The sequence below is a fragment of the Allobosea minatitlanensis genome (genome assembly GCF_964020775.1).
Map to the genome: position 1 here is coordinate 3,296,355 of NZ_OZ224509.1, position 17,703 is coordinate 3,314,057.

A 17,703-nucleotide genomic window follows, 5' to 3' on the forward strand; every position below is an offset into this window, starting at 1 on the left:
CGCTCAGGCCTTGCCCACGCCCTTGTTCACGAAATCGAGCGTATAGGCCTTCTTCACGTCGACCCCGGCCGGGAAGACGCCGACCTCGCTCATCGTCTTGTAGAAATTCGCCCAGCGCGCGTCGCTCATGGTGCCGATGCCGAGCGTCAGCGCGTCGCCCGAGCGGACGATGCCGCGCTCGTTCATCATCCTGACCGCGTAGTCGATCTTCTCCTGATCCATGTCGGGATTGTCCTTCAGGATCAGGGCATTGGCGGCGGCGGCCTCGGGGCCGGCCTTCAGATACAGGTCCCAGCCCTCGAGCGTCGCCGTGATGAAGCGCTGGACCAGGTCCTTCTTCGCATCCATCAGCTTGCGCGAGACGTTGATCGTCGTGTTGTAGGCGTCGAAGCCGTGATCGGCGAGGAGATGCACGACCGGGGTGACGCCCGCCTTCTGCACGACGAAGGGCTCGGCGGAGAGGAAGCCCTGCTGCGAGAGCTTCTTGTCCGCGAGGAAGGGCGCCATGTTGTAGGTGTAGGGCCGGATCTGCTCGTCGGTATAGCCGAACTTGGCGCGCAGGAACGGCCAGAAGGCGGTGCGGGCCTCGGCGCCGATCAGGATCGGCTTGCCCTTCAGCGCCTCCAGCGAATCATTGCCCTGGTTCGGATGCGAGATGATCACCTGCGGGTCCTTCTGGAAGATCGAGGCGATCGCCAGGAAGGGGATGTTCTCCTGCGCGAAGCGAATCGCCTCGAAGCTCGTCGACATCGTCATGTCGACACGCCCGCCGAGCAGGAGCTGGGACGGGTTCTGCTGCGGGCCGCCCGGCCGGATCTCGGCGTCGATGCCGTATTTCCTGTAGATGCCGTTGGCGAGCGCGAGATAGAAGCCGCCATGCTCGGCCTGGGCGCGCCAGTTGGTCTGGAAGCTGAGCTTGTCGAGCGTCTGCGCGCTGACCCGCGCGCCCGGCACCGGAACCAGCGAAGCGGCGGCGGAACCGCCGATCAGGCCGAGCGCGGCGCGCCGGCTCAGGCGAAATTTCATGCTCGTCATCTCAGACACTCCGCATATCGGGACCGGCGACCTCTGGCCTTATATCCTGATGCCATGCGATAGCGTGGCATAAATCGCAACGCCGGGCTGCCGCATGCACAGGCTGCGGCGGCCGCGCACCGCCATCGACAGGCCCGATCATGACCGCACGCTTCTGGGGCGACCTGAAGAGCTCCGATTTCGCGACGCTTCCGCGCGAGAGCACCGTCGCGGTGCTGCCGCTGGCCGCGATCGAGCAGCACGGACCGCATCTGCCGGTCTCGACCGACACCGCCATCATGAACGGCATGCTGGCCGAGGCGATGCCGCTGGTCGGGGCCGATATCGACGTGCTGGTGCTGCCGACACAGGCTATTTGCAAGTCGAACGAGCATCTGCATTCGCCCGGCACCCTGACCATCGGCTGGGAGAGCGCGGTCCGCTCCTGGATCGAGATCGGCCGGAGCGTGAAGCGGGCCGGCTTCCGCAAGCTGGTGCTGCTGACCTCGCATGGCGGCAATGTCGACCCGATGAAGATCGCGGCGCGCGAATTGCGCGTCGACCACGGCATGCTGGCGGTGACCAGCGCCTGGATGTCCTTCGGCCTGCCGGAGGGGCTCTATGCCGATCTCGACATCCGCCACGGCATCCATGGCGGCGACGCCGAGACGGCGCTGATGCTGCATTTCCGGCCCGATCTCGTCGATATGAGCAAGGCCGGGCGCTTCGAGCCGCTGATGCTGCCGATGGCCGAGGAAGGCTATCGCTGGCTGAGGCCGACCGGCCCGCATGCCTTCGCCTGGATGGCGCAGGACGTGCACCCGTCAGGCGCGGCCGGCGACGCCAGCCTCGCCACCGCCGAGAAGGGCAAGGCGACCGCCGCGCTGCAGGCGAAGGGCTTCGCCGCGCTGATGGCGGAGGTGGCGCGCTTCCCGCTGGACAGATTGCACGAGGCCGGCTGAAACCGGACCGGCGCCGCCGGCTTCCGGCTCAGTCGGGATCGAGCAGGCGCGCGCCCGCCCCCTCCTGCGACAGCCGGTCCCAGGGGTTGTGGAGCGGGCAGTCCTTCACCGAGAGGCAGCCGCAGCCGATGCAGCCGGTGAGATGGTCGCGCAGATGCGTCAGCCGCTCGATGCGCCGGTCGAGCTCCAGCTTCCAGGCCGAGGACAGGCGCGTCCAGTCCGCCACGGTCGGCGTGCGCTCCTGCGGCAGCGCCCGGAACGCCTCGGCGATCGTCTTCAGCGGAATGCCGGCGCGCTGCGCCACCTTGATGATCGCGACCCGGCGCAGCACCTCGCGCGCGTAGCGGCGCTGGTTGCCGCCGGTGCGGTGGCTGCGGATCAGCCCTTCCGCCTCGTAGAAATGCAGCGCCGAGACGGCGATCCCGCTGCGGCGCGCGACTTCGCCGACACTCAGTTCCAAGGGCAGGCGCCTCGCGGCAGGCTTCCCGGGGCGTTCCGTCTTCATGCTTGACCTCAACCTTACTTGAGGTTTTATAAGCCTTGCTCCCGTGATGCAAACCGGAGCGGATTCATGCTCAAGAAGCTCGACACCCGGATCAGGCTGGCGCTGATCTACGGCAGCGGCCGCGAAGGCCGCTTCTGCGACAAGGTCGCCGGCTGGGCGGTCTCGCAGGTGGAAGGCGACGGCCCGTTCGAGCTGGCGATCATCGACCCCGGCACGCTGGAGCTGCCGCCGCGCCATGTCGGCAGCGGCCATCCGGCACTCGAGGAGGCGCGGCAGGTGATCGACTGGGCCGACGGCTTCATCGTCGTCACGCCGGAATACAACCGCGCCTATCCGGCGATCCTGAAGTTCCTGATCGATTCGATCGGCCCGGAATGGCGCGGCAAGCCGGTCGGCTTCGTCTCCTATGGCGGCATCTCGGGCGGATTGCGCGCGGTCGAGCAGCTCCGGCTCGTCTTCGGCGAATTGCACGCCGCGCCGATCCGCGACGGCGTCGCCTTCTCCGACGCCTGGAACCGCTTCGACTCCGAGGGCACGCTGATCGACGCCGATCGGGCCGAACAGGCGATGGCGACGATGCTGGCGCAGCTTCACTGGTGGGCGAGCGCGCTGCGGAACGCCCGGCAAACCGTGCCCTACGGCCAGTTCGCTCCGGCCTGATACCTCACGCGAGCGTGCGGAGCGCTTCACAAATCCGAACTGGCGTCCGTGCCTGCGGGGCTGAACAATGCCCAGCCAAGCAACGGAGCCGGAACGGATATGAAGCTCAAACTTCTCCGCAACGCCACGCTGAAGCTCGATTATGGCGGCAGGACCTTCCTGATCGACCCGGATTTCGGGGTGCCGCTCAGCCGCCGCTCCTTCACCGGCCGCTCGCAGAATCCGATGGTGCCGCTGCCCGAGCCGATCGAGGACATCGTCGCCGGCGTCGATACGGTGATCGTCTCCCACCTGCATGCCGACCATTTCGACGACATCGCCAAGGCGCGCCTGCCCAAGACCCTGCCGGTGATCTGCCAGCCCGGCCAGGAGCCGGCGATCGCCGAGGCCGGCTTCGCCGCCGTCACCGCCGTGGACTGCTATCTCCGGCTCGGCCCCATCGTGCTGAAGCGCCATCCGGCCCGGCACGGCACCGGCGCGGTGGCGGAAGCGATGGGCCCGGTGATGGGGCTGAGCTTCGAGGCGCCGGGCGAGCCGACGCTCTACTGGTGCGGCGACAGCGTGCTCTATCCGCCGCTGCGGGACGCCATCGCGGCGACCGATCCCGATGTGATCGTCAGCCATTCCGGCGGCGCGCTCTGGGACGGCACGCCGATCATCATGGACATCGCGCAGACGCTCGCCCTCGCCGAGGCCTTTCCACGCGCCATCGTGGTCACGACCCATATGGAGGCGCTGGACCATTGCACGGTGAGCCGCGCCGCCCTGCGCAAGGCGGCGAAGGAGCACGGCATCGACAGCGGGCGGCTGCGCATCCCCGCCGATGGCGAGGCGCTGGACATACCCGTTCCGGCGATGGCCTGACCGCCGGTCCCGGGCTTGCCCCGGGGCAGCCCGGAAATGCCGGCGAGCGCCCCTACTCGCCCGCCTTCAGCTTCGCGGCGTAGATGTCCTTGTACTGCTCGCGCAGCAGGTTCTTCTGGACCTTGCCCATGGTGTTGCGCGGCAGCTCCGGCACGATGAAGACCTGCTTGGGCTGCTTGAACTTCGCGAGCCGCTGCTCCAGCGCCGCGGCGATGCCCTTCGCCGTGATCTCCGCGCCGGGCCGGCAGACCACGACCGCGGTGACGCCCTCGCCGAAATCCGGATGCGGCACGCCGATGACGGCGCTCTCGATCACGCCCGGCATCTCGTCGATCTCGGTCTCGACCTCCTTCGGATAGACGTTGTAGCCGCCGGTGATGATCAGGTCCTTGCCGCGCCCGACGATGTGGACATAGCCGGCGCGATCGATCTTGCCGAGATCGCCGGTGATGAAGAAGCCGTCCGGGCGGAACTCGGCCGCGGTCTTCTCGGGATTGCGCCAGTAGCCCTTGAAGACGTTCGGCCCCTTGACCTCGATCATGCCGATCTCCTCGGCCGCCAGCGGCTTGCCGGTCTCGGGATCGACGACGCGCGCCGAGACGCCGGGCAGCGGGAAGCCGACCGTGCCGGCGACCCTGTCCCCGTCATAGGGGTTCGAGGTGTTCATGTTGGTCTCGGTCATGCCGTAGCGCTCGAGGATGGCGTGGCCGGTGCGCTCGCGCCATTCGCGATGCGTCTCGGCCAGGAGCGGCGCCGAGCCGGAGACGAAGAGGCGCATATGCTTGGTCGATGCAGGTGTCAGTCTTTGATCCTGCAGGAGCCGCACATAGAAGGTCGGCACGCCCATCATGCTGGTCGCCTCCGGCAGGTATCGGAAGATCTGCTCCGGATCGAATTTCGGCAGCAGGATCATCGAGGCGCCGGAGAACAGCACGACATTGGTCGCGACAAAGAGGCCGTGGGTGTGGAAGATCGGCAGGGCGTGCAGCAGCACGTCGTCGCGGGTGAAGCGCCAGTAGTCAACCAGCGTCAGCGAATTGGACGACAGGTTGTCATGGCTGAGCATCGCCCCCTTCGACCGGCCCGTCGTGCCGGAGGTATAGAGGATGGCGGCGAGATCGTCCGGCCCGCGCGCGACATCCGCGAAGCTGGCCGAGGCCGCCTCGGCCTTGTCGCGCAGGCTGCCATGGCCGACGCCGAGCGTCTCCAGCCTGGCGCCGGCCTTTTCCGCATGGGGGCGCAGCGCGTCGGCCTTGGCCGGGTCGCAGACGAAGACGGCGGGCTCGGCATCCCCGAGGAAATACGCGATCTCGGCCGGGGTATAGGCCGAATTCAGCGGCAGGAAGATCGCGCCCGCCCTCACCGCGCCGAGATAGAGCATCAGCGCCTCGATGCTCTTCTCCACCTGCACCGCGACGCGGTCCCCCGGCTTCACGCCGAGCGCCGCCAGCGCGTTGGCGAAGCGGGCGGAAGCGTCGAGCACGTCGCGATAGCTGTACTGGCGCCCGTCATCGAGCAGCGCGAACCGCGCCTCCGGCGCCGGCATGCGCGAGCGGATCAGGTCGAACAGGTGGTTGCCCATGTTTTCGGGTCCTTTCAGGCGTTTCCGTCTCAGTTCGCGACCGGCCGCAGCAGCTTGCGCACCTGCGACGAGGCCACGACCGTGTTGCGCGTGGCGAAGGCCTCGTGATTGGTCTCGATGTCGCCGAGGTCGTAGCGGTAGTTCACCATCACGCCATGCGATTCGCGCAGGCCCCGCGCCGACAGGTTGCCGCCGACATTGATCCGCTCCAGCCGCGCCCCGTTGCCGAGATGGAAGCGCGCCACCGGATCGACCACCCGGCCGGAGGCGCTGCGCGCCCGCAGCAGATATTGCGCCGCCATCTGGCCGAGCAGCTTGTCGCGGGCGGCCCTCGCCGCCTCCTCGAGCGAGATCGTCTCGCCGGCCGGGCGGGCGAGCTCCGCGCGCTCCTCGTTGCTCAGGTTCAGGGCGCCCGGATCGGCCGCGACCGCGGCGAGCCAGCGGGCGAAGCCCGGCAGCGGCGAGAGCGTGACGAAGGTGTCGAGCCCCGGCAATTCGCGCTTCAGGTCCTCGGCGACCTGCTTGATCAGGAAATTGCCGAAGGAGATGCCGCGCAGGCCCTCCTGGCAGTTCGAGATCGAGTAGAACACCGCCGTCGTCGCCTGCTGCGCCGGCAGGGCCTCGCGCTCGGGCTCCAGCAATTCGCCGATCGAGCGCGGGATCGCGGTGGTCAGCGCCACCTCGACGAAGATCAGCGGCTCGTCGACGAGCTGGGGATGGAAGAAGGCGAAGCAGCGCCGGTCGGGGGGCTCCAGGCGCCGGCGCAGATCGTCCCAGCCCTGGATCTCGTGCACCGCCTCGTAGCGGATGATCTTCTCGAGCACGTTCGCCGGGGTGCGCCAGTCGATGCGCCGCAGCACCAGGAAGCCGCGGTTGAACCAGGAGCCGAAGAGGTGGCGGAAATCGGCGTCGACCGCCTTGAGCGCCGGTTCCGCCTCCATCGCCTCGAACAGCGCCTCGCGCATCTGCACCAGCACATGCGTGCCTTCCGGCGCGAGGTTGAGCCGGCGGAACAGCTCCTGCCGGCGCGGCTCGGAGGCGAGATGCAGCGCCGCGACGGCAGCCGCGTCCCCCGTTTCGCGGTAGCGCTCGACGGCGGCGTCGAGCCTTTCGGCATCCGGGCCGAAGCGCTCCATCAGAACGGTGAAGAAGGCGAGCCGGCCCGGCTTGTCGAGCCGCTGCCAGGCTTCCAGCACGGCCTGGGCCAGCGCCATGCCCGAGGCCTCGCCCTTGCCGGAAAGCAGGTCCTCGCAGAGCCGGTCGATCGGCCGGGCGCCCTTGCCGAGAAAGCGCTCCATGCCGATCAGCGCGCGGCCGCGATCGGCGACATTCGTTAGGAGTTCGCCGAGAAACGCCATATCCATGCGGGCTCCTTGAGTTGCACCGCGATCCTATACGAGTTTCGCCCGCGGCAAACCGCGGCTCAGCGCAACAGGCTCCAGGCCTTCAGGAAGAAGTCGGGCGCGCCGAAATTGCCGGATTTGAGCGCGACAACCATCTCCGGCCCGTCGACGACGCGGGTCCAGGGCACGCCCGGGTCGATCTCGGGGCCGATCTCCAGCGTGCGGACGCCGAGGCCGAGCACCGTCGCGCCCGAGGTTTCGCCGCCCGCGACCAGGAGGCGCGTGACGCCGCCCTCCGCCAGAAGCCGCGCCGCCTCGGCGAAGGCGTGCTCGACGATGCCGCCGGCCTTCTCGCGGCCGAGCTTGTCCTGCACCGCCGCGACCTCGGCCGGATCGTCGCTCGAATAGAGCAGGAAGGGCTTGTCCGCCGGCTGCGCCAGCGCCCAGGCGGCGAGCCCGGCGGCGTCCTGGCGCCCCTCGACCAGGGCGAAGGGATCGACCTTGAGCGCCGGATAGCCGGCTTCCAGCGCCGCCTTGATCTGCCCGCGCGTCGCCGTCGAGCAACTGCCCGAGATGATGCCGGCGCGGCCGGCCGGCGCCTGGATGTCCTGCGGCCCGGGGCGCTCGGGCAGCAGGCCGGCGCGGCGGAAATTCTGCGGCAGGCCCATCGCGATGCCGGAGCCGCCGGTCAGCAGGACCTGCTCGGACACGGCATGGCCGAGCGTCATCAGGTCCTCGTTGGTGAGGGCGTCGGTCACCGCGTAACGAACGCCGTCGGCCTCCAGCTTCGCCAGCCGCGCCTTCACCGCGGCGGGGCCGGCGAGCACGGTCGTGTAATCGACGAGGCCGACCTCGGTCCCGGCCTGCGCCGCCATCAGCCGCATCAGGTTCGAATCCCGCATCGGCGTCAGCGGGTGGTCCTTCATCGAGCTCTCGTGCAGCGGCACGGCGCCGACGAAGAGATAGCCCTGATAGATCGAGCGGCCATTGGCGGGAAAGGCCGGGCAGACGATGGCGAGCTTCGCGCCGAGCCGCCGCATCAGCGCGTTCGCCACCGGGCCGATATTGCCTTCCGCGGTGGAATCGAAGGTGGAGCAGTATTTGAACAGGATCTGGCGGGCGCCCGCCGCCAGCAGCGCCTCGCAGGCCGCGAGCGAATCGGCGACCGCCTCGGCGACCGGGTTGGTGCGCGACTTCAGCGCGACGACCACCGCATCCGCCTCGGGCAGGGCCGCGCCGGGCGCCGGCACGCCGATGACCTGCACCGTACGCATCCCGGCCCGGTTCAGCATCAGCGCGACATCGGTCGCACCCGTCATATCGTCGGCAATCACACCCAGAAGCATCGCGTCCTCCTTCCCCGCCCGGCAACGCAAGCGGACCATGCGGTCTTTTAGACAGATGAACCGGGCATGGCGATGCCGCCCGCCGGGCGCCACACGCAGGAGCCGCATGCGCGAAGCGATGTCCCCGCATCGACGCCGCGATCGATATGAGGCAGGCTGCTGCATCGCCACAGGAATAGCCCATGTTCACCACCCGCCCCGAAATCCTCGGCACCTTCGGCGTCGTGACCTCGACGCACTGGCTCGCCACCGCTTCCGGCATGGCGATGCTCGAGAAGGGCGGCAACGCCTTCGACGCCTGCGCGGCGGCCGCCTTCGTGCTCCAGGTGGTGGAGCCCCATCTCGTCGGCCCGGCCGGCGACATGCCCGCCGTGTTCTATTCGGCGCAGACGAAGAAGGTCGAGGTTCTCTGCGCCCAGGGGCCGGCGCCGCAGGCCGCCACCATCGCCGCCTACAAGGCGCTCGGGCTCGACATGATTCCCGGCTCGGGCCTGCTCGCGACCGTGGTGCCCGGCGCCTTCGGCGGCTGGATGACGCTGCTGCGCGACCATGGCCGGCTCAGGCTGCGCGAGGTGCTGGAACCCGCGATCGGCTATTTCGAGAACGGCCACCCGATGCTGCCGCGCGTCTCGGATTCGATCCGCGAGCTGACCGACCTTTTCACCCATGAGTGGCCGACCTCCGGCGCGGTCTATCTGCCCGGCGGCAATGTGCCGGAGGCGCGCAAGCTCTTCGCCAACAAGGCGGCGGCCGCGACCTACCGCCGGATCCTCGACGAGGCGGAGGCCGCCGGCTCCGACCGTCAGGAGCAGATCCGGGCCGCCTACGACGCCTGGTACAAGGGCTTCGTCGCCGAGGCGATGGACCGCTTCTGCCGCAGCACAGAGGCGATGGATTCCTCCGGCCGGCGCAACAAGGGCCTGCTCACCGCCGACGACATGGCGCGCTGGCAGCCCGCCTACGAGACGCCGGCTTCGGCGACCTATCACGACTGGGAGGTCTTCAAGATCGGTCCCTGGGGCCAGGGCCCGGTCTTCCTGCAGACGCTGAAGATCCTCGAAGGCATCGACCTCGGAAGCATGGGCCCGGCGAGCCCGGAATTCGTGCACTCCATCGTCGAGGCGATGAAGCTCGCCTTCGCCGACCGCGAGGCCTATTACGGCGACCCGGATTTCGTGAAGGTGCCGCTCGCCACGCTGCTCTCAGAGGACTACGCCGCGGGGCGGCGCAGCCTGATCGGCGAACGCGCCTCGCTGGAGCTGCGCCCCGGCATCGTGCCGGGCTTCGAGGCGCAGGTGGCACATGCGCTGAAGGCGCTCGGCGCCATCGCCCAACCGGGAGAGACCAGTGCCGCCGTGGGCGAGCCGACCATGGCCTCGATGGTCGCGGCCGGGCGCAAGGGCGACACCGTCCATATCGACGTCATCGACAAATGGGGCAACATGATCGCGGCCACGCCCTCGGGCGGCTGGCTGCAATCCTCGCCGGTCATCCCGGAGCTCGGTTTCCCGCTCAACTCGCGGGCGCAGATGTTCTGGCTGGAAGAGGGCCTGCCGGCCTCGCTCGCGCCGGGCAAGCGTCCGCGCACGACCCTGACGCCGTCGATCGCCTTCGAACGGGGCGAGCCGCGCCTCGCCTTCGGCACGCCGGGTGGCGACCAGCAGGAGCAGTGGCAGCTCGGGCTGTTCCTGCGCCGGGTCCATCACGGGCTCAATTTGCAGGAGGCGATCGACCTGCCGCTGTTCCACACCCAGCATTTCCCCTCCTCCTTCTACCCGCGCGGCTCGCGGCCGGGGCATCTGATGATCGAGGAGAGCATCGGCGCTGCTGCACTGGCCGAGCTCACGCGCCGCGGCCACGTGGTCGAGAAGGCTCCGGCCTGGACCGTCGGCCGGCTCACCGCGGCGGAGCGCGACGGCAACGGCCTCTTGCGCGCCGCCGCGACGCCGCGTCTGATGCAGGCCTATGCTGCCGGCCGCTGATTTTCGTTCGTCCCTCTCCGCCGTCATCCCGGGCGGAGCGAAGCGCAGACCCGGGATCCATGCCGGAACGGGTCAGGCATGGATCCCGGATCGGCGTCGCTCCCGCGGCTTGTCCGGGATGACGCGGAAAGATTGAGATCGACCGTATAACGAGGAATTCCATATGACCTGGTCCATCGTCGCCCGCGACGCCGCGACCGGCGCCTATGGCGTCGCCGTCTCGACCTGCGCCTTCGCCGTCGGCGCCCGCGTGCCCTATGGCGGCGGGCGTGTCGGGGCGATCGCGACGCAGGCCTTCGCCAATCCGCTCTACGGGATCGACGGGCTGAGGCTGCTGCAGGAAGGGCGCTCGGCCGTCGAGATCGTCGCCACCCTGACGGCCGCCGACGAGGGCCGCGCCCATCGCCAGCTCCATGTCATCGACCGCGACGGCAAGATCGCCGCCCATACGGGCGCGGCCTGCATCGACTGGTGCGGCGCCGTGGACGGGCCGCAGGTCTCGGTGGCCGGCAATATGCTGGCCGGTCCCGAGGTCGTGCAGGAGACGCTCAAGGCCTATATCGCCGCCTCGGCTCTCGATTTCGACGAGCGCCTGCTGGTCGCGCTCGAAGCGGGCGAGAAGGCCGGCGGCGACAAGCGCGGCAGGCAATCCGCCGCGATCCGGATCTGGAGCGGCGAGCCGGTGCCGAGCCTCGACATCCGCGTCGACGACCATGCCGACCCGCTCGCGGAACTGCGCCGGCTCTGGCGCGTCGCGCATCAGCGCGCGGTGCCCTTCCAGCAGGCCTCGCCCTCGCGCAGCCGTCCGGCCGGCGTCACCGACCGGGCCGAGCTCGACCGGCTCTGTGCGGAATATGCCGCGGCGTGGAACGCGCGACATCCGGAATAGCGCCCTTCTCCCCCGAGGGGAGAAGGATTCGCCAGCGGAGAGGGAAAGCTCAGGTGAGCTTGCCGCGCGCCGCGACCGGCAGCTCGCCGACCAGCTTGTCGCCGCGCACGGTGATCAGCCGGTCGACCATGTTGACGACGACGCAGACATGGTTCGGCACGATGCGCACCACCTCGCCGACGACCGGCCGCTCATTCGTGCCGGAGAGGTCGAGGAAGCCATGCTCCTCGGCGAATTGCGCGATCCGCGCCCGCGGATATTCGAGGATCAGCCCATGGCCGTCGAGGCCGCCGACATCGCTGGTCAGCGTCTTCGAGCCGGCATCGAGGATGCCGCGCTCGGGCGCCGCCCGGCTCACCACCGTGGCATAGACGTTAAGCGCGCAATTCTCGAGCGTCGCGACGCCGGCCGCCACCTGCATGCGGTCGTTGAAGATCGAGGTGCCGGCGCGGTGCTCCGTCGCTCCCTTGAGCTTGCCGATATTGGGGATATTGGGCGAGCCGCCGGTCGAGACGATGTCGGCCTTGAGGCCGGCATCGTGCAGGCCGGCATTGGCAGTGTCGAGGAAGGTCTGCGTGCGCTCCCAGCCGTTTTCCGGCGGATACATCAGGAAGCCGGCGAAGCGCAGCCCCGGCGAAGCGGCGACCATCTTGGCGAGCTCGACGGCCTCGCCCGGCGTCTCGACGCCGGCGCGCTTGCGGCCGGTGTCGCATTCGATGACGACCTCCAGATCGCGCCCGGCGATCTCGGCCGCGCGCGGCAGGCCGGAGATGGTGACGGGATTGTCGGCGGCGACGATCATGCGGACACGGCGTTGCAGGGCTCCGAGGCGCCCGAGCTTTTCCTCGCCGAGGATGTTGTAGCTGATCAGAATGTCGTCGAGCCCGCCATCGGCCATCACCTCGGCCTCGCCGAGCTTCTGGCAGGTGATGCCACGCGCGCCGGCCTCGACCTGAAGGCGCGCCAGCACCGGCGACTTGTGCGTCTTGATATGCGGACGGTTGGCGACGCCGGCTGCGTCACAGGCGGCCTGGAGACGGGCGATATTCGCCTCGACTATGTCGAGATCGATCACCACGGCCGGCGTGCCGTATATCCGGGCGATCTCGGCGGCAAGCGGCGTCGCGGCCGGCTGGTCGAGGGACTGGGACGTGGTGGCGGTCACGCTCATGACAGCACCTTCACGATCACCTCGATCTCGACGGTCATGCGGTTCGGCAGCGAGCCCATGCCGACAGCCGAGCGGGCATGGCGGCCGCGCTCGCCGAGCACGGCGACGAACAGGTCCGAGCAGCCATTGATGACCTTGGGATGGTCGGAGAAATCCGGCGCGGCATTGACCATGCCGAGCAGCTTGACGATCTCGACCTTGTCGAGCGAGCCCGCCGCCTTCTTCATCGCGGCGAGCAGGCCGAGGCCGGTCTGCCTGGCGTGCTCATAGGCCTGCTCGATGCTGACGTCGGCGCCGACCTTGCCGGTCGGATAGGTGCCGTCGGCGCGCTTGGGGCCCTGCCCCGACAGATAGATCATGTCGCCGACCTGCTTGAAGCTGACATAGGTCGCGACCGGGGTCGGCACCTCCGGCAGGGTCAGCCCCAGTTCCTTCAGCTTGTCATCGACACTCATGCTCTTCTCCTCGGACGCTCTCGATGCGGGCTGCCTCAGCCCGGCAAATCACGGCGCATGTAGCGGGCGGCATCGTCGTAGCTTGCGAGCTTGCGATCAAGCGCGGGGTCATGCACCGCGCGAAAGCCGTGCTTCCGCCAGAAGCCGGTCGAATCGTTGACCGCGACCAGCGCCAGGCTGGAACAGCCTGCGCGGGCGGCTTCATCGGTGATCCGGGCGACGATGCGTCCGGCGGCGCCCGTGCCCCTGCCCCCGGGCAGGAGCGCCAGGTCGTGGATATACCAGTTCGCCGCGCCGGGCGGGATCTCGCCGAGCAGGGAATTCAGCGCCGGCACGGCCCCCGCCGGCCATGGATGGCTGACGAGATAGCCGAGCAGCGCGCCCTGCCCGTCGTCCAGCACATGGCAGCCCGCGGGCGCGAGCCGCAGCCGCTCGGCGAAGACGGCCTCGTCCTCCGGATAGTCCGGATGGACGCGCGCCGCGATCGTCATCACGGCCGGCAAGTCGGCCGGCGCCATCGGGCGCCATGCTGGAAAAGCGTCGTTCGCCACGTCGCGGTCCCGCGCTTGCCGTCATTGCGAGCGGAGCGAAGCAATCCAGCAGGACTGGGTGAAACGCCCAGCCCGGCCGCCCCTGGATTGCTTCGTCGCTCCGCTCCTCGCAATGACGGCGAGGAATCCTACGCCGCGACCTTCGGGAACTTGCTCGTCCGCTTCGGATGCCACCACTTGCCCTTGAGCACGACGCCCTCGGAGACGAATTTCCTGTCGCCGATCAGGTGCTCGCCGACCACGTCGACATAGTCGAACTTGCCTTCCTTGATCGTCAGGATGGTCGCGTCGCCGAGCGAGCCGACCTTGAGCGAGCCGTATTCCGGGCGCTTCAGCGCCATCGCGGCGTTCACGGTCGAGGCGGCAATGACATTGTTCAGGCTCATGCCCATGCAGAGGAATTTCGACATGGTGGTGACCTGGTCATAGGCCGGGCCGTCGATGCAGAGCTTGTGCACGTCCGACGAAATCACGTCCGGCTCGAAGCCGTTGGCCAGCATGGCGCGCGTGGTCTTGAAGGAGAAGGAGCCCTTGCCGTGGCCGATGTCGAAGATGACGCCCCGCTTGCGGGCGGCCAGCACCTCCGGCTTCACCGTGCCCTGCGCGGTGGCCGGCGCGTTCGGGAAGGGGCGGAAAGCGTGGGTCAGCACATCGCCCGGCCGCAGCATGCCGATGACCTCCTCATAGGACGGCGGCGGATGGTCGATATGGCACATCAGCGGCATGCCGACCTCGTTGGCGACCTGCAGCGCGATGTTGAGCGGCACCGTGCCGGAAGTGCCCGAGGCATGCAGCCCGACGCGGACCTTGATGCCGACGATATAGTCGCGGTTGGCGTCGGCCACGGCGACGGCGTCGATCGGGTTCATCATGCGCAGGTCGCCGCTCTCGCCGACCATGACGCGATGGTCGAAGCCGTAGATGCCGGCATGCGAGACGTGGAGATAGGCGAGGATGCGGGCCTGGCTCTGCTCGATGACGTGCTTGCGGAAGCCCGCCCAGTTGCCGGGGCCGGCCGAGCCGGTGTCGACCGAGGTGGTGACGCCCGAGAGCCGGCAGAATTCGTCGGCGTCGATGCCGAGCGAGGTGCCGCCCCAGTAGACATGGGTGTGCAGGTCGATCAGGCCCGGCGTGACGATGTAGCCGGAGACGTCGCGGATCTCCCTGGCGCCCTTCAGATCCTTGCCGAAGCCGGACACCTTCCCGTCGGTGAAGGCGACGTCGATGACGCCGTCGTGCTTCTGGGACGGGTCGATGACGCGTCCGCCTTTGAGGATGATGTCATGGGTCATCGAAAACTGCTCCGCAGGCCAATCGGCGAGACGACGGCACCGCCGCTCGGAAGGAGGCGCCCGGTCCCGGACGGCACGATAGAGAAGGCGCGCCCGAAAGACAGATGCGTTTCGGGAATGATGCGTTGCGTAAAGCTCGGGGCCGGACCCCGGCGCGGATCGCGGCGGGAATTCGGTCCGGCAAGGCGGCGATCGGGTCTCATGCCGAAAGCAGGGGCCCGGCGCCCTTGCGCTCGACGATCATCCCATAGGCCTGCGGCTCGCGATGCTTCGCGAAATTGAAGGTCGAGGCCTTGTAGCTCCTGCCGAGATCCATGTCGCAGCGGGCGATGACGAGCTCGTCGCCTTCCGTCACGGCCTGCGCCACGACCTCGCCGGTGGGCGCGATGATGCAGGAGCCGCCGATCTGGTCGACGCCGGCTTCGGGCCCCGCCTTGGCGGCGCCGACCACCCAGCAGGCGTTCTGATAGGCGCCGGCCTGCATCACGAGCTGGTTGTGGAAGTTTCCGAGCCGGTCATGGTCGGGCGCCGGCGGGTTGTGCTTCGGGGTGTTGTAGCCGAGCACGATCAGCTCCACGTCCTGCAGGCCCATGACGCGGTAGCTCTCCGGCCAGCGCCGGTCGTTGCAGATCATCATGCCGATATTCGCGTCCATCGTCCGCCAGACCGGCCAGCCGAGATTGCCGGTCTCGAAATAGCGCTTCTCGAGGTTCTGGAACGGCGCCTCGGGTCGGTGCTCGGGATGGCCGGGCAGATGGATCTTGCGGTACTTGCCGACGATCGCGCCGCTCTTGTCGACCAGGATCGCTGTGTTGAAGCGGCGCCTGCGGCCCTCCTCATGGGCGAGCTCGCAGAAGCCCAGATGGAAGCCGATGCCGAGGCGCCTGCTCTCCTCGAAGAGCGGCGCGGTCTCGTTCGAGGGCATCGCCGCCTCGAAATAGCTGTCGATCTCGGCCTCGTCCTCGATCCACCAATGCGGGAAGAAGGCGGTCAGAGCGGCTTCCGGATAGACGACGAGATCGACGCCATGCGCCTTCGCCTGCCGCATCAGCGCGATCATCCGCGCCACCGCCGAGGCGCGGGTCTCGCTACGCTGGATCGGGCCGAGCTGGGCTGCGGCGATGGTCAGGATTCGGCTCACGGCGGATGCTCCGGGAAGGATCGGGACGGAAGGCCGGGCCGGCGCGGCGCCGGCCCGGATTGCGGGAAGCGGGTTCAAAGCCGCTTGGCGATGCGCGGGTCGAGCGAGTCGCGCAGGCCGTCGCCGAGCAGATTGACGGCAAGCACGGTGATCGAGAGGAACACCGCCGGGAACAGGATGATGTGCGGCTTGACCTGCCAGAGCGCCCTGCCCTCGGCCATGATGTTGCCCCAGGAGGGCGTCGCCGGCGGCACGCCGGCGCCGATGAAGGACAGGATCGCCTCGACGATCATGGCGCTGGCGCAGATATAGGTCGCCTGCACGCTCATCGGCGCGAAGGTGTTGGGCAGGATATGGCGCCAGATGATGCGCGGCGCCTTGGCGCCGTTGGCGACCGCCGCCTCGACATAGGGCTGCTCGCGCAGGCTCAGCACGACGCCGCGCACGAGGCGGGCGACGCGCGGGATCTCGGCGATGGTGATGGCGATGATGACGTTGCCGATCGAGCCCCGCGTCAGCGCCATCAGGGCGATGGCGAGCAGGATCGGCGGAATCGACATCCAGCCGTCGATGATCCGCATGATGATGCCGTCGGCCCAGCGCATGAAGCCGGCGAAGAGGCCGATGGCGAGCCCGGCCGCCGAGGCCAGCACCGCCACGCTGAAGCCGACCAGCAGCGAGACGCGCGCCCCGTAGATCACGCGCGAATAGACGTCGCGGCCGAGCATGTCGGTGCCGAACCAGTAGAGCTCGGAGGGCACGCGCGTGCGCCGGGCCGGCGAGATCGCGGTCGGGTCGACCGTGCCGAGGAAGCCGGCGAAGACGGCGACCAGCGCCATCAGCACGAGCAGCCCGCCGCCGATCGCGACGGAGGGGTGGCGGCGCAGATAGCGCAGGAACAGCGCGAGCCGGCCGGGCGTGGCCGGCTGCGCCGGGACGGCCGGGGCGGCGGCCGCCGAGAGGGGGGGCTGCAAGGTCAATACCGGATCCTCGGGTCGACGAGCGTATAGGTGAGGTCGATCAGCAGGTTCACGAGCACGTAGACCAGGCTGAACATCAGCACGACGCCCTGGATGACGGGGTAGTCGCGCCGCAGGATGGCATCGACCGTGAGCCGGCCGAGGCCGGGAATGGCGAAGACGCTCTCGGTGACGACCGCGCCGCCGATCAGCAGCGCGATGCCGATGCCGATGATGGTGACGATCGGCACCGCCGCGTTCTTGAGCGAATGCAGGAAGAGCACGTCCTTCTGCGCCACGCCCTTGGCGTTGGCGGTGCGGACATAGTCCTGCTGGAGCACCTCGAGCATGGTGGCCCGCGTGATGCGCGCGATCAGGGCGACATAGACCAGCCCGAGCGTCACGGTCGGCAGGATCAGGTTCCTGAGCCAGGGCCAGAAGCCCTCCGCCAGCGGCGTGTAGCCCTGCACCGGCAGCCAGTCGAGCTTGAGCGCGAAGATCCAGGCGAGCAGGTAGCCGACGACGAAGACCGGCACCGAGAAGCCCAAAACGGCGAAGGCCATCGCGCCCTTGTCGACCCAGGTCCCGGCCTTCCAGGCGGCGATCACGCCCATGGGCACCGCGATCACCACGGCGAAGATCAGGGTCAGCACCATCAGCGAGACGGTCGGCTCGATGCGCTGGCCGATGAGCTGCGTCACCGGCAGGTTGGTGAAGATCGAGGTGCCGAGGTCGCCCTGCAGGATGCGCCAGGACCATTCGCCGAAGCGGATCAGATAGGGCCGGTCCAGCCCCAGGCTCTCGCGGATGCGGGCGACGTCGGCCGGCGAGGCCTGGTCCCCGGCGATGATCGCCGCGGGGTCGCCCGGCGCGATGTAGAGCAGCGAAAACACGAACAGCGCAACGAGCGCCATCACCGGGATGGTCGCGACGATGCGTCTGACGATGAATGAAAGCATGGAGCCGTCCGAACCTCGTTCACATCTG

At 68.7% G+C, this 17,703-nt stretch carries 17 protein-coding genes; 5 read left to right on the forward strand and 12 right to left on the reverse strand.

What is annotated here, in order from left to right:
• Positions 1–3: 3 nt before the first annotated feature.
• Complete coding sequence (locus tag ACWH43_RS16345; RefSeq protein WP_158445466.1) at positions 4–1,035, reverse strand: ABC transporter substrate-binding protein; 1,032 nt, start codon at positions 1,033–1,035, stop codon at positions 4–6.
• 140 nt (positions 1,036–1,175) lie between these two features.
• Here ACWH43_RS16345 and ACWH43_RS16350 point away from each other — a divergent pair, with 140 nt between their 5' ends.
• The gene (locus tag ACWH43_RS16350; RefSeq protein ID WP_158445465.1) at positions 1,176–1,976 is read left to right on the forward strand and encodes a creatininase family protein; all 801 of its coding nucleotides are present in this window, start codon (positions 1,176–1,178) and stop codon (positions 1,974–1,976) included.
• A 28-nt stretch (positions 1,977–2,004) separates the two neighbouring features.
• Here the strand turns inward: ACWH43_RS16350 and soxR are convergent, their stop codons facing one another.
• Entirely contained in the window at positions 2,005–2,481 is a 477-nt protein-coding gene (gene soxR / locus ACWH43_RS16355; RefSeq protein ID WP_158445464.1) for a redox-sensitive transcriptional activator SoxR, read from the reverse strand.
• Positions 2,482–2,547: 66 nt separating this feature from the next.
• Here soxR and ACWH43_RS16360 point away from each other — a divergent pair, with 66 nt between their 5' ends.
• Positions 2,548–3,141 (forward strand): NADPH-dependent FMN reductase, encoded by a 594-nt coding sequence (locus tag ACWH43_RS16360; protein WP_158445463.1) that lies wholly within the window; start codon positions 2,548–2,550, stop codon positions 3,139–3,141.
• A gap of 99 nt (positions 3,142–3,240) precedes the next feature.
• Entirely contained in the window at positions 3,241–4,005 is a 765-nt protein-coding gene (locus tag ACWH43_RS16365; protein WP_158445462.1) for an MBL fold metallo-hydrolase, read from the forward strand.
• Positions 4,006–4,057: 52 nt separating this feature from the next.
• On the opposite strand, the gene ACWH43_RS16370 is transcribed toward ACWH43_RS16365, so the two are convergent.
• From ACWH43_RS16370 to otnK, 3 genes are all read right to left on the reverse strand, one after another.
• On the reverse strand, positions 4,058–5,551 hold the full coding sequence (locus ACWH43_RS16370; protein ID WP_375796997.1) for a malonate--CoA ligase: 1,494 nt from the start codon (positions 5,549–5,551) through the stop codon (positions 4,058–4,060).
• Between the two features lie 65 nt (positions 5,552–5,616).
• Positions 5,617–6,951, reverse strand: a complete 1,335-nt coding sequence (locus tag ACWH43_RS16375; RefSeq protein ID WP_158445460.1) for a malonyl-CoA decarboxylase — start codon at positions 6,949–6,951, stop codon at positions 5,617–5,619.
• A gap of 59 nt (positions 6,952–7,010) precedes the next feature.
• Positions 7,011–8,276, reverse strand: coding sequence for a 3-oxo-tetronate kinase (gene otnK, locus ACWH43_RS16380; protein ID WP_158445459.1), 1,266 nt, complete (start codon positions 8,274–8,276; stop codon positions 7,011–7,013).
• A gap of 182 nt (positions 8,277–8,458) precedes the next feature.
• On the opposite strand from otnK, the gene ACWH43_RS16385 reads away from it, so the two are divergent.
• On the forward strand, positions 8,459–10,258 hold the full coding sequence (locus tag ACWH43_RS16385; RefSeq protein WP_158445458.1) for a gamma-glutamyltransferase family protein: 1,800 nt from the start codon (positions 8,459–8,461) through the stop codon (positions 10,256–10,258).
• A 163-nt stretch (positions 10,259–10,421) separates the two neighbouring features.
• Entirely contained in the window at positions 10,422–11,147 is a 726-nt protein-coding gene (locus tag ACWH43_RS16390; RefSeq protein ID WP_158445457.1) for a DUF1028 domain-containing protein, read from the forward strand.
• A gap of 49 nt (positions 11,148–11,196) precedes the next feature.
• Here ACWH43_RS16390 and ACWH43_RS16395 read toward each other — a convergent pair whose 3' ends face one another.
• From ACWH43_RS16395 to ACWH43_RS16425, 7 genes are all read right to left on the reverse strand, one after another.
• Entirely contained in the window at positions 11,197–12,318 is a 1,122-nt protein-coding gene (locus ACWH43_RS16395) for a D-TA family PLP-dependent enzyme (protein ID WP_158445456.1), read from the reverse strand.
• Complete coding sequence (locus ACWH43_RS16400; RefSeq protein ID WP_158445455.1) at positions 12,315–12,773, reverse strand: RidA family protein; 459 nt, start codon at positions 12,771–12,773, stop codon at positions 12,315–12,317. The genes ACWH43_RS16395 and ACWH43_RS16400 overlap by 4 nt, the downstream gene beginning before the upstream one ends.
• A gap of 35 nt (positions 12,774–12,808) precedes the next feature.
• Positions 12,809–13,291, reverse strand: coding sequence for a GNAT family N-acetyltransferase (locus ACWH43_RS16405; RefSeq protein ID WP_158445454.1), 483 nt, complete (start codon positions 13,289–13,291; stop codon positions 12,809–12,811).
• Positions 13,292–13,452: 161 nt separating this feature from the next.
• On the reverse strand, positions 13,453–14,616 hold the full coding sequence (locus tag ACWH43_RS16410; RefSeq protein ID WP_158445453.1) for an amidohydrolase/deacetylase family metallohydrolase: 1,164 nt from the start codon (positions 14,614–14,616) through the stop codon (positions 13,453–13,455).
• Positions 14,617–14,815: 199 nt separating this feature from the next.
• On the reverse strand, positions 14,816–15,757 hold the full coding sequence (locus ACWH43_RS16415; RefSeq protein WP_158445452.1) for an N-carbamoyl-D-amino-acid hydrolase: 942 nt from the start codon (positions 15,755–15,757) through the stop codon (positions 14,816–14,818).
• A 74-nt stretch (positions 15,758–15,831) separates the two neighbouring features.
• Positions 15,832–16,737: an ABC transporter permease gene (locus tag ACWH43_RS16420; protein WP_260348029.1), complete on the reverse strand. Its 906-nt coding sequence runs from the start codon at positions 16,735–16,737 to the stop codon at positions 15,832–15,834.
• The gene (locus tag ACWH43_RS16425; protein ID WP_158445451.1) at positions 16,734–17,675 is read right to left on the reverse strand and encodes an ABC transporter permease; all 942 of its coding nucleotides are present in this window, start codon (positions 17,673–17,675) and stop codon (positions 16,734–16,736) included. The genes ACWH43_RS16420 and ACWH43_RS16425 overlap by 4 nt, the downstream gene beginning before the upstream one ends.
• Positions 17,676–17,703: the final 28 nt, after the last annotated feature.

Coding starts and splice junctions, on each gene's coding strand:
- ACWH43_RS16345 (WP_158445466.1), bottom strand. CDS start 1,035: ATGACGAGCATGAAATTTCGCCTGAGCCGGCGCGCCGCGCTCGGCCTG.
- ACWH43_RS16350 (WP_158445465.1), top strand. CDS start 1,176: ATGACCGCACGCTTCTGGGGCGACCTGAAGAGCTCCGATTTCGCGACG.
- soxR (WP_158445464.1), bottom strand. CDS start 2,481: ATGAAGACGGAACGCCCCGGGAAGCCTGCCGCGAGGCGCCTGCCCTTG.
- ACWH43_RS16360 (WP_158445463.1), top strand. CDS start 2,548: ATGCTCAAGAAGCTCGACACCCGGATCAGGCTGGCGCTGATCTACGGC.
- ACWH43_RS16365 (WP_158445462.1), top strand. CDS start 3,241: ATGAAGCTCAAACTTCTCCGCAACGCCACGCTGAAGCTCGATTATGGC.
- ACWH43_RS16370 (WP_375796997.1), bottom strand. CDS start 5,551: ATGCCGGCGCCGGAGGCGCGGTTCGCGCTGCTCGATGACGGGCGCCAG.
- ACWH43_RS16375 (WP_158445460.1), bottom strand. CDS start 6,951: ATGGATATGGCGTTTCTCGGCGAACTCCTAACGAATGTCGCCGATCGC.
- otnK (WP_158445459.1), bottom strand. CDS start 8,276: ATGCTTCTGGGTGTGATTGCCGACGATATGACGGGTGCGACCGATGTC.
- ACWH43_RS16385 (WP_158445458.1), top strand. CDS start 8,459: ATGTTCACCACCCGCCCCGAAATCCTCGGCACCTTCGGCGTCGTGACC.
- ACWH43_RS16390 (WP_158445457.1), top strand. CDS start 10,422: ATGACCTGGTCCATCGTCGCCCGCGACGCCGCGACCGGCGCCTATGGC.
- ACWH43_RS16395 (WP_158445456.1), bottom strand. CDS start 12,318: ATGAGCGTGACCGCCACCACGTCCCAGTCCCTCGACCAGCCGGCCGCG.
- ACWH43_RS16400 (WP_158445455.1), bottom strand. CDS start 12,773: ATGAGTGTCGATGACAAGCTGAAGGAACTGGGGCTGACCCTGCCGGAG.
- ACWH43_RS16405 (WP_158445454.1), bottom strand. CDS start 13,291: ATGGCGCCGGCCGACTTGCCGGCCGTGATGACGATCGCGGCGCGCGTC.
- ACWH43_RS16410 (WP_158445453.1), bottom strand. CDS start 14,616: ATGACCCATGACATCATCCTCAAAGGCGGACGCGTCATCGACCCGTCC.
- ACWH43_RS16425 (WP_158445451.1), bottom strand. CDS start 17,675: ATGCTTTCATTCATCGTCAGACGCATCGTCGCGACCATCCCGGTGATG.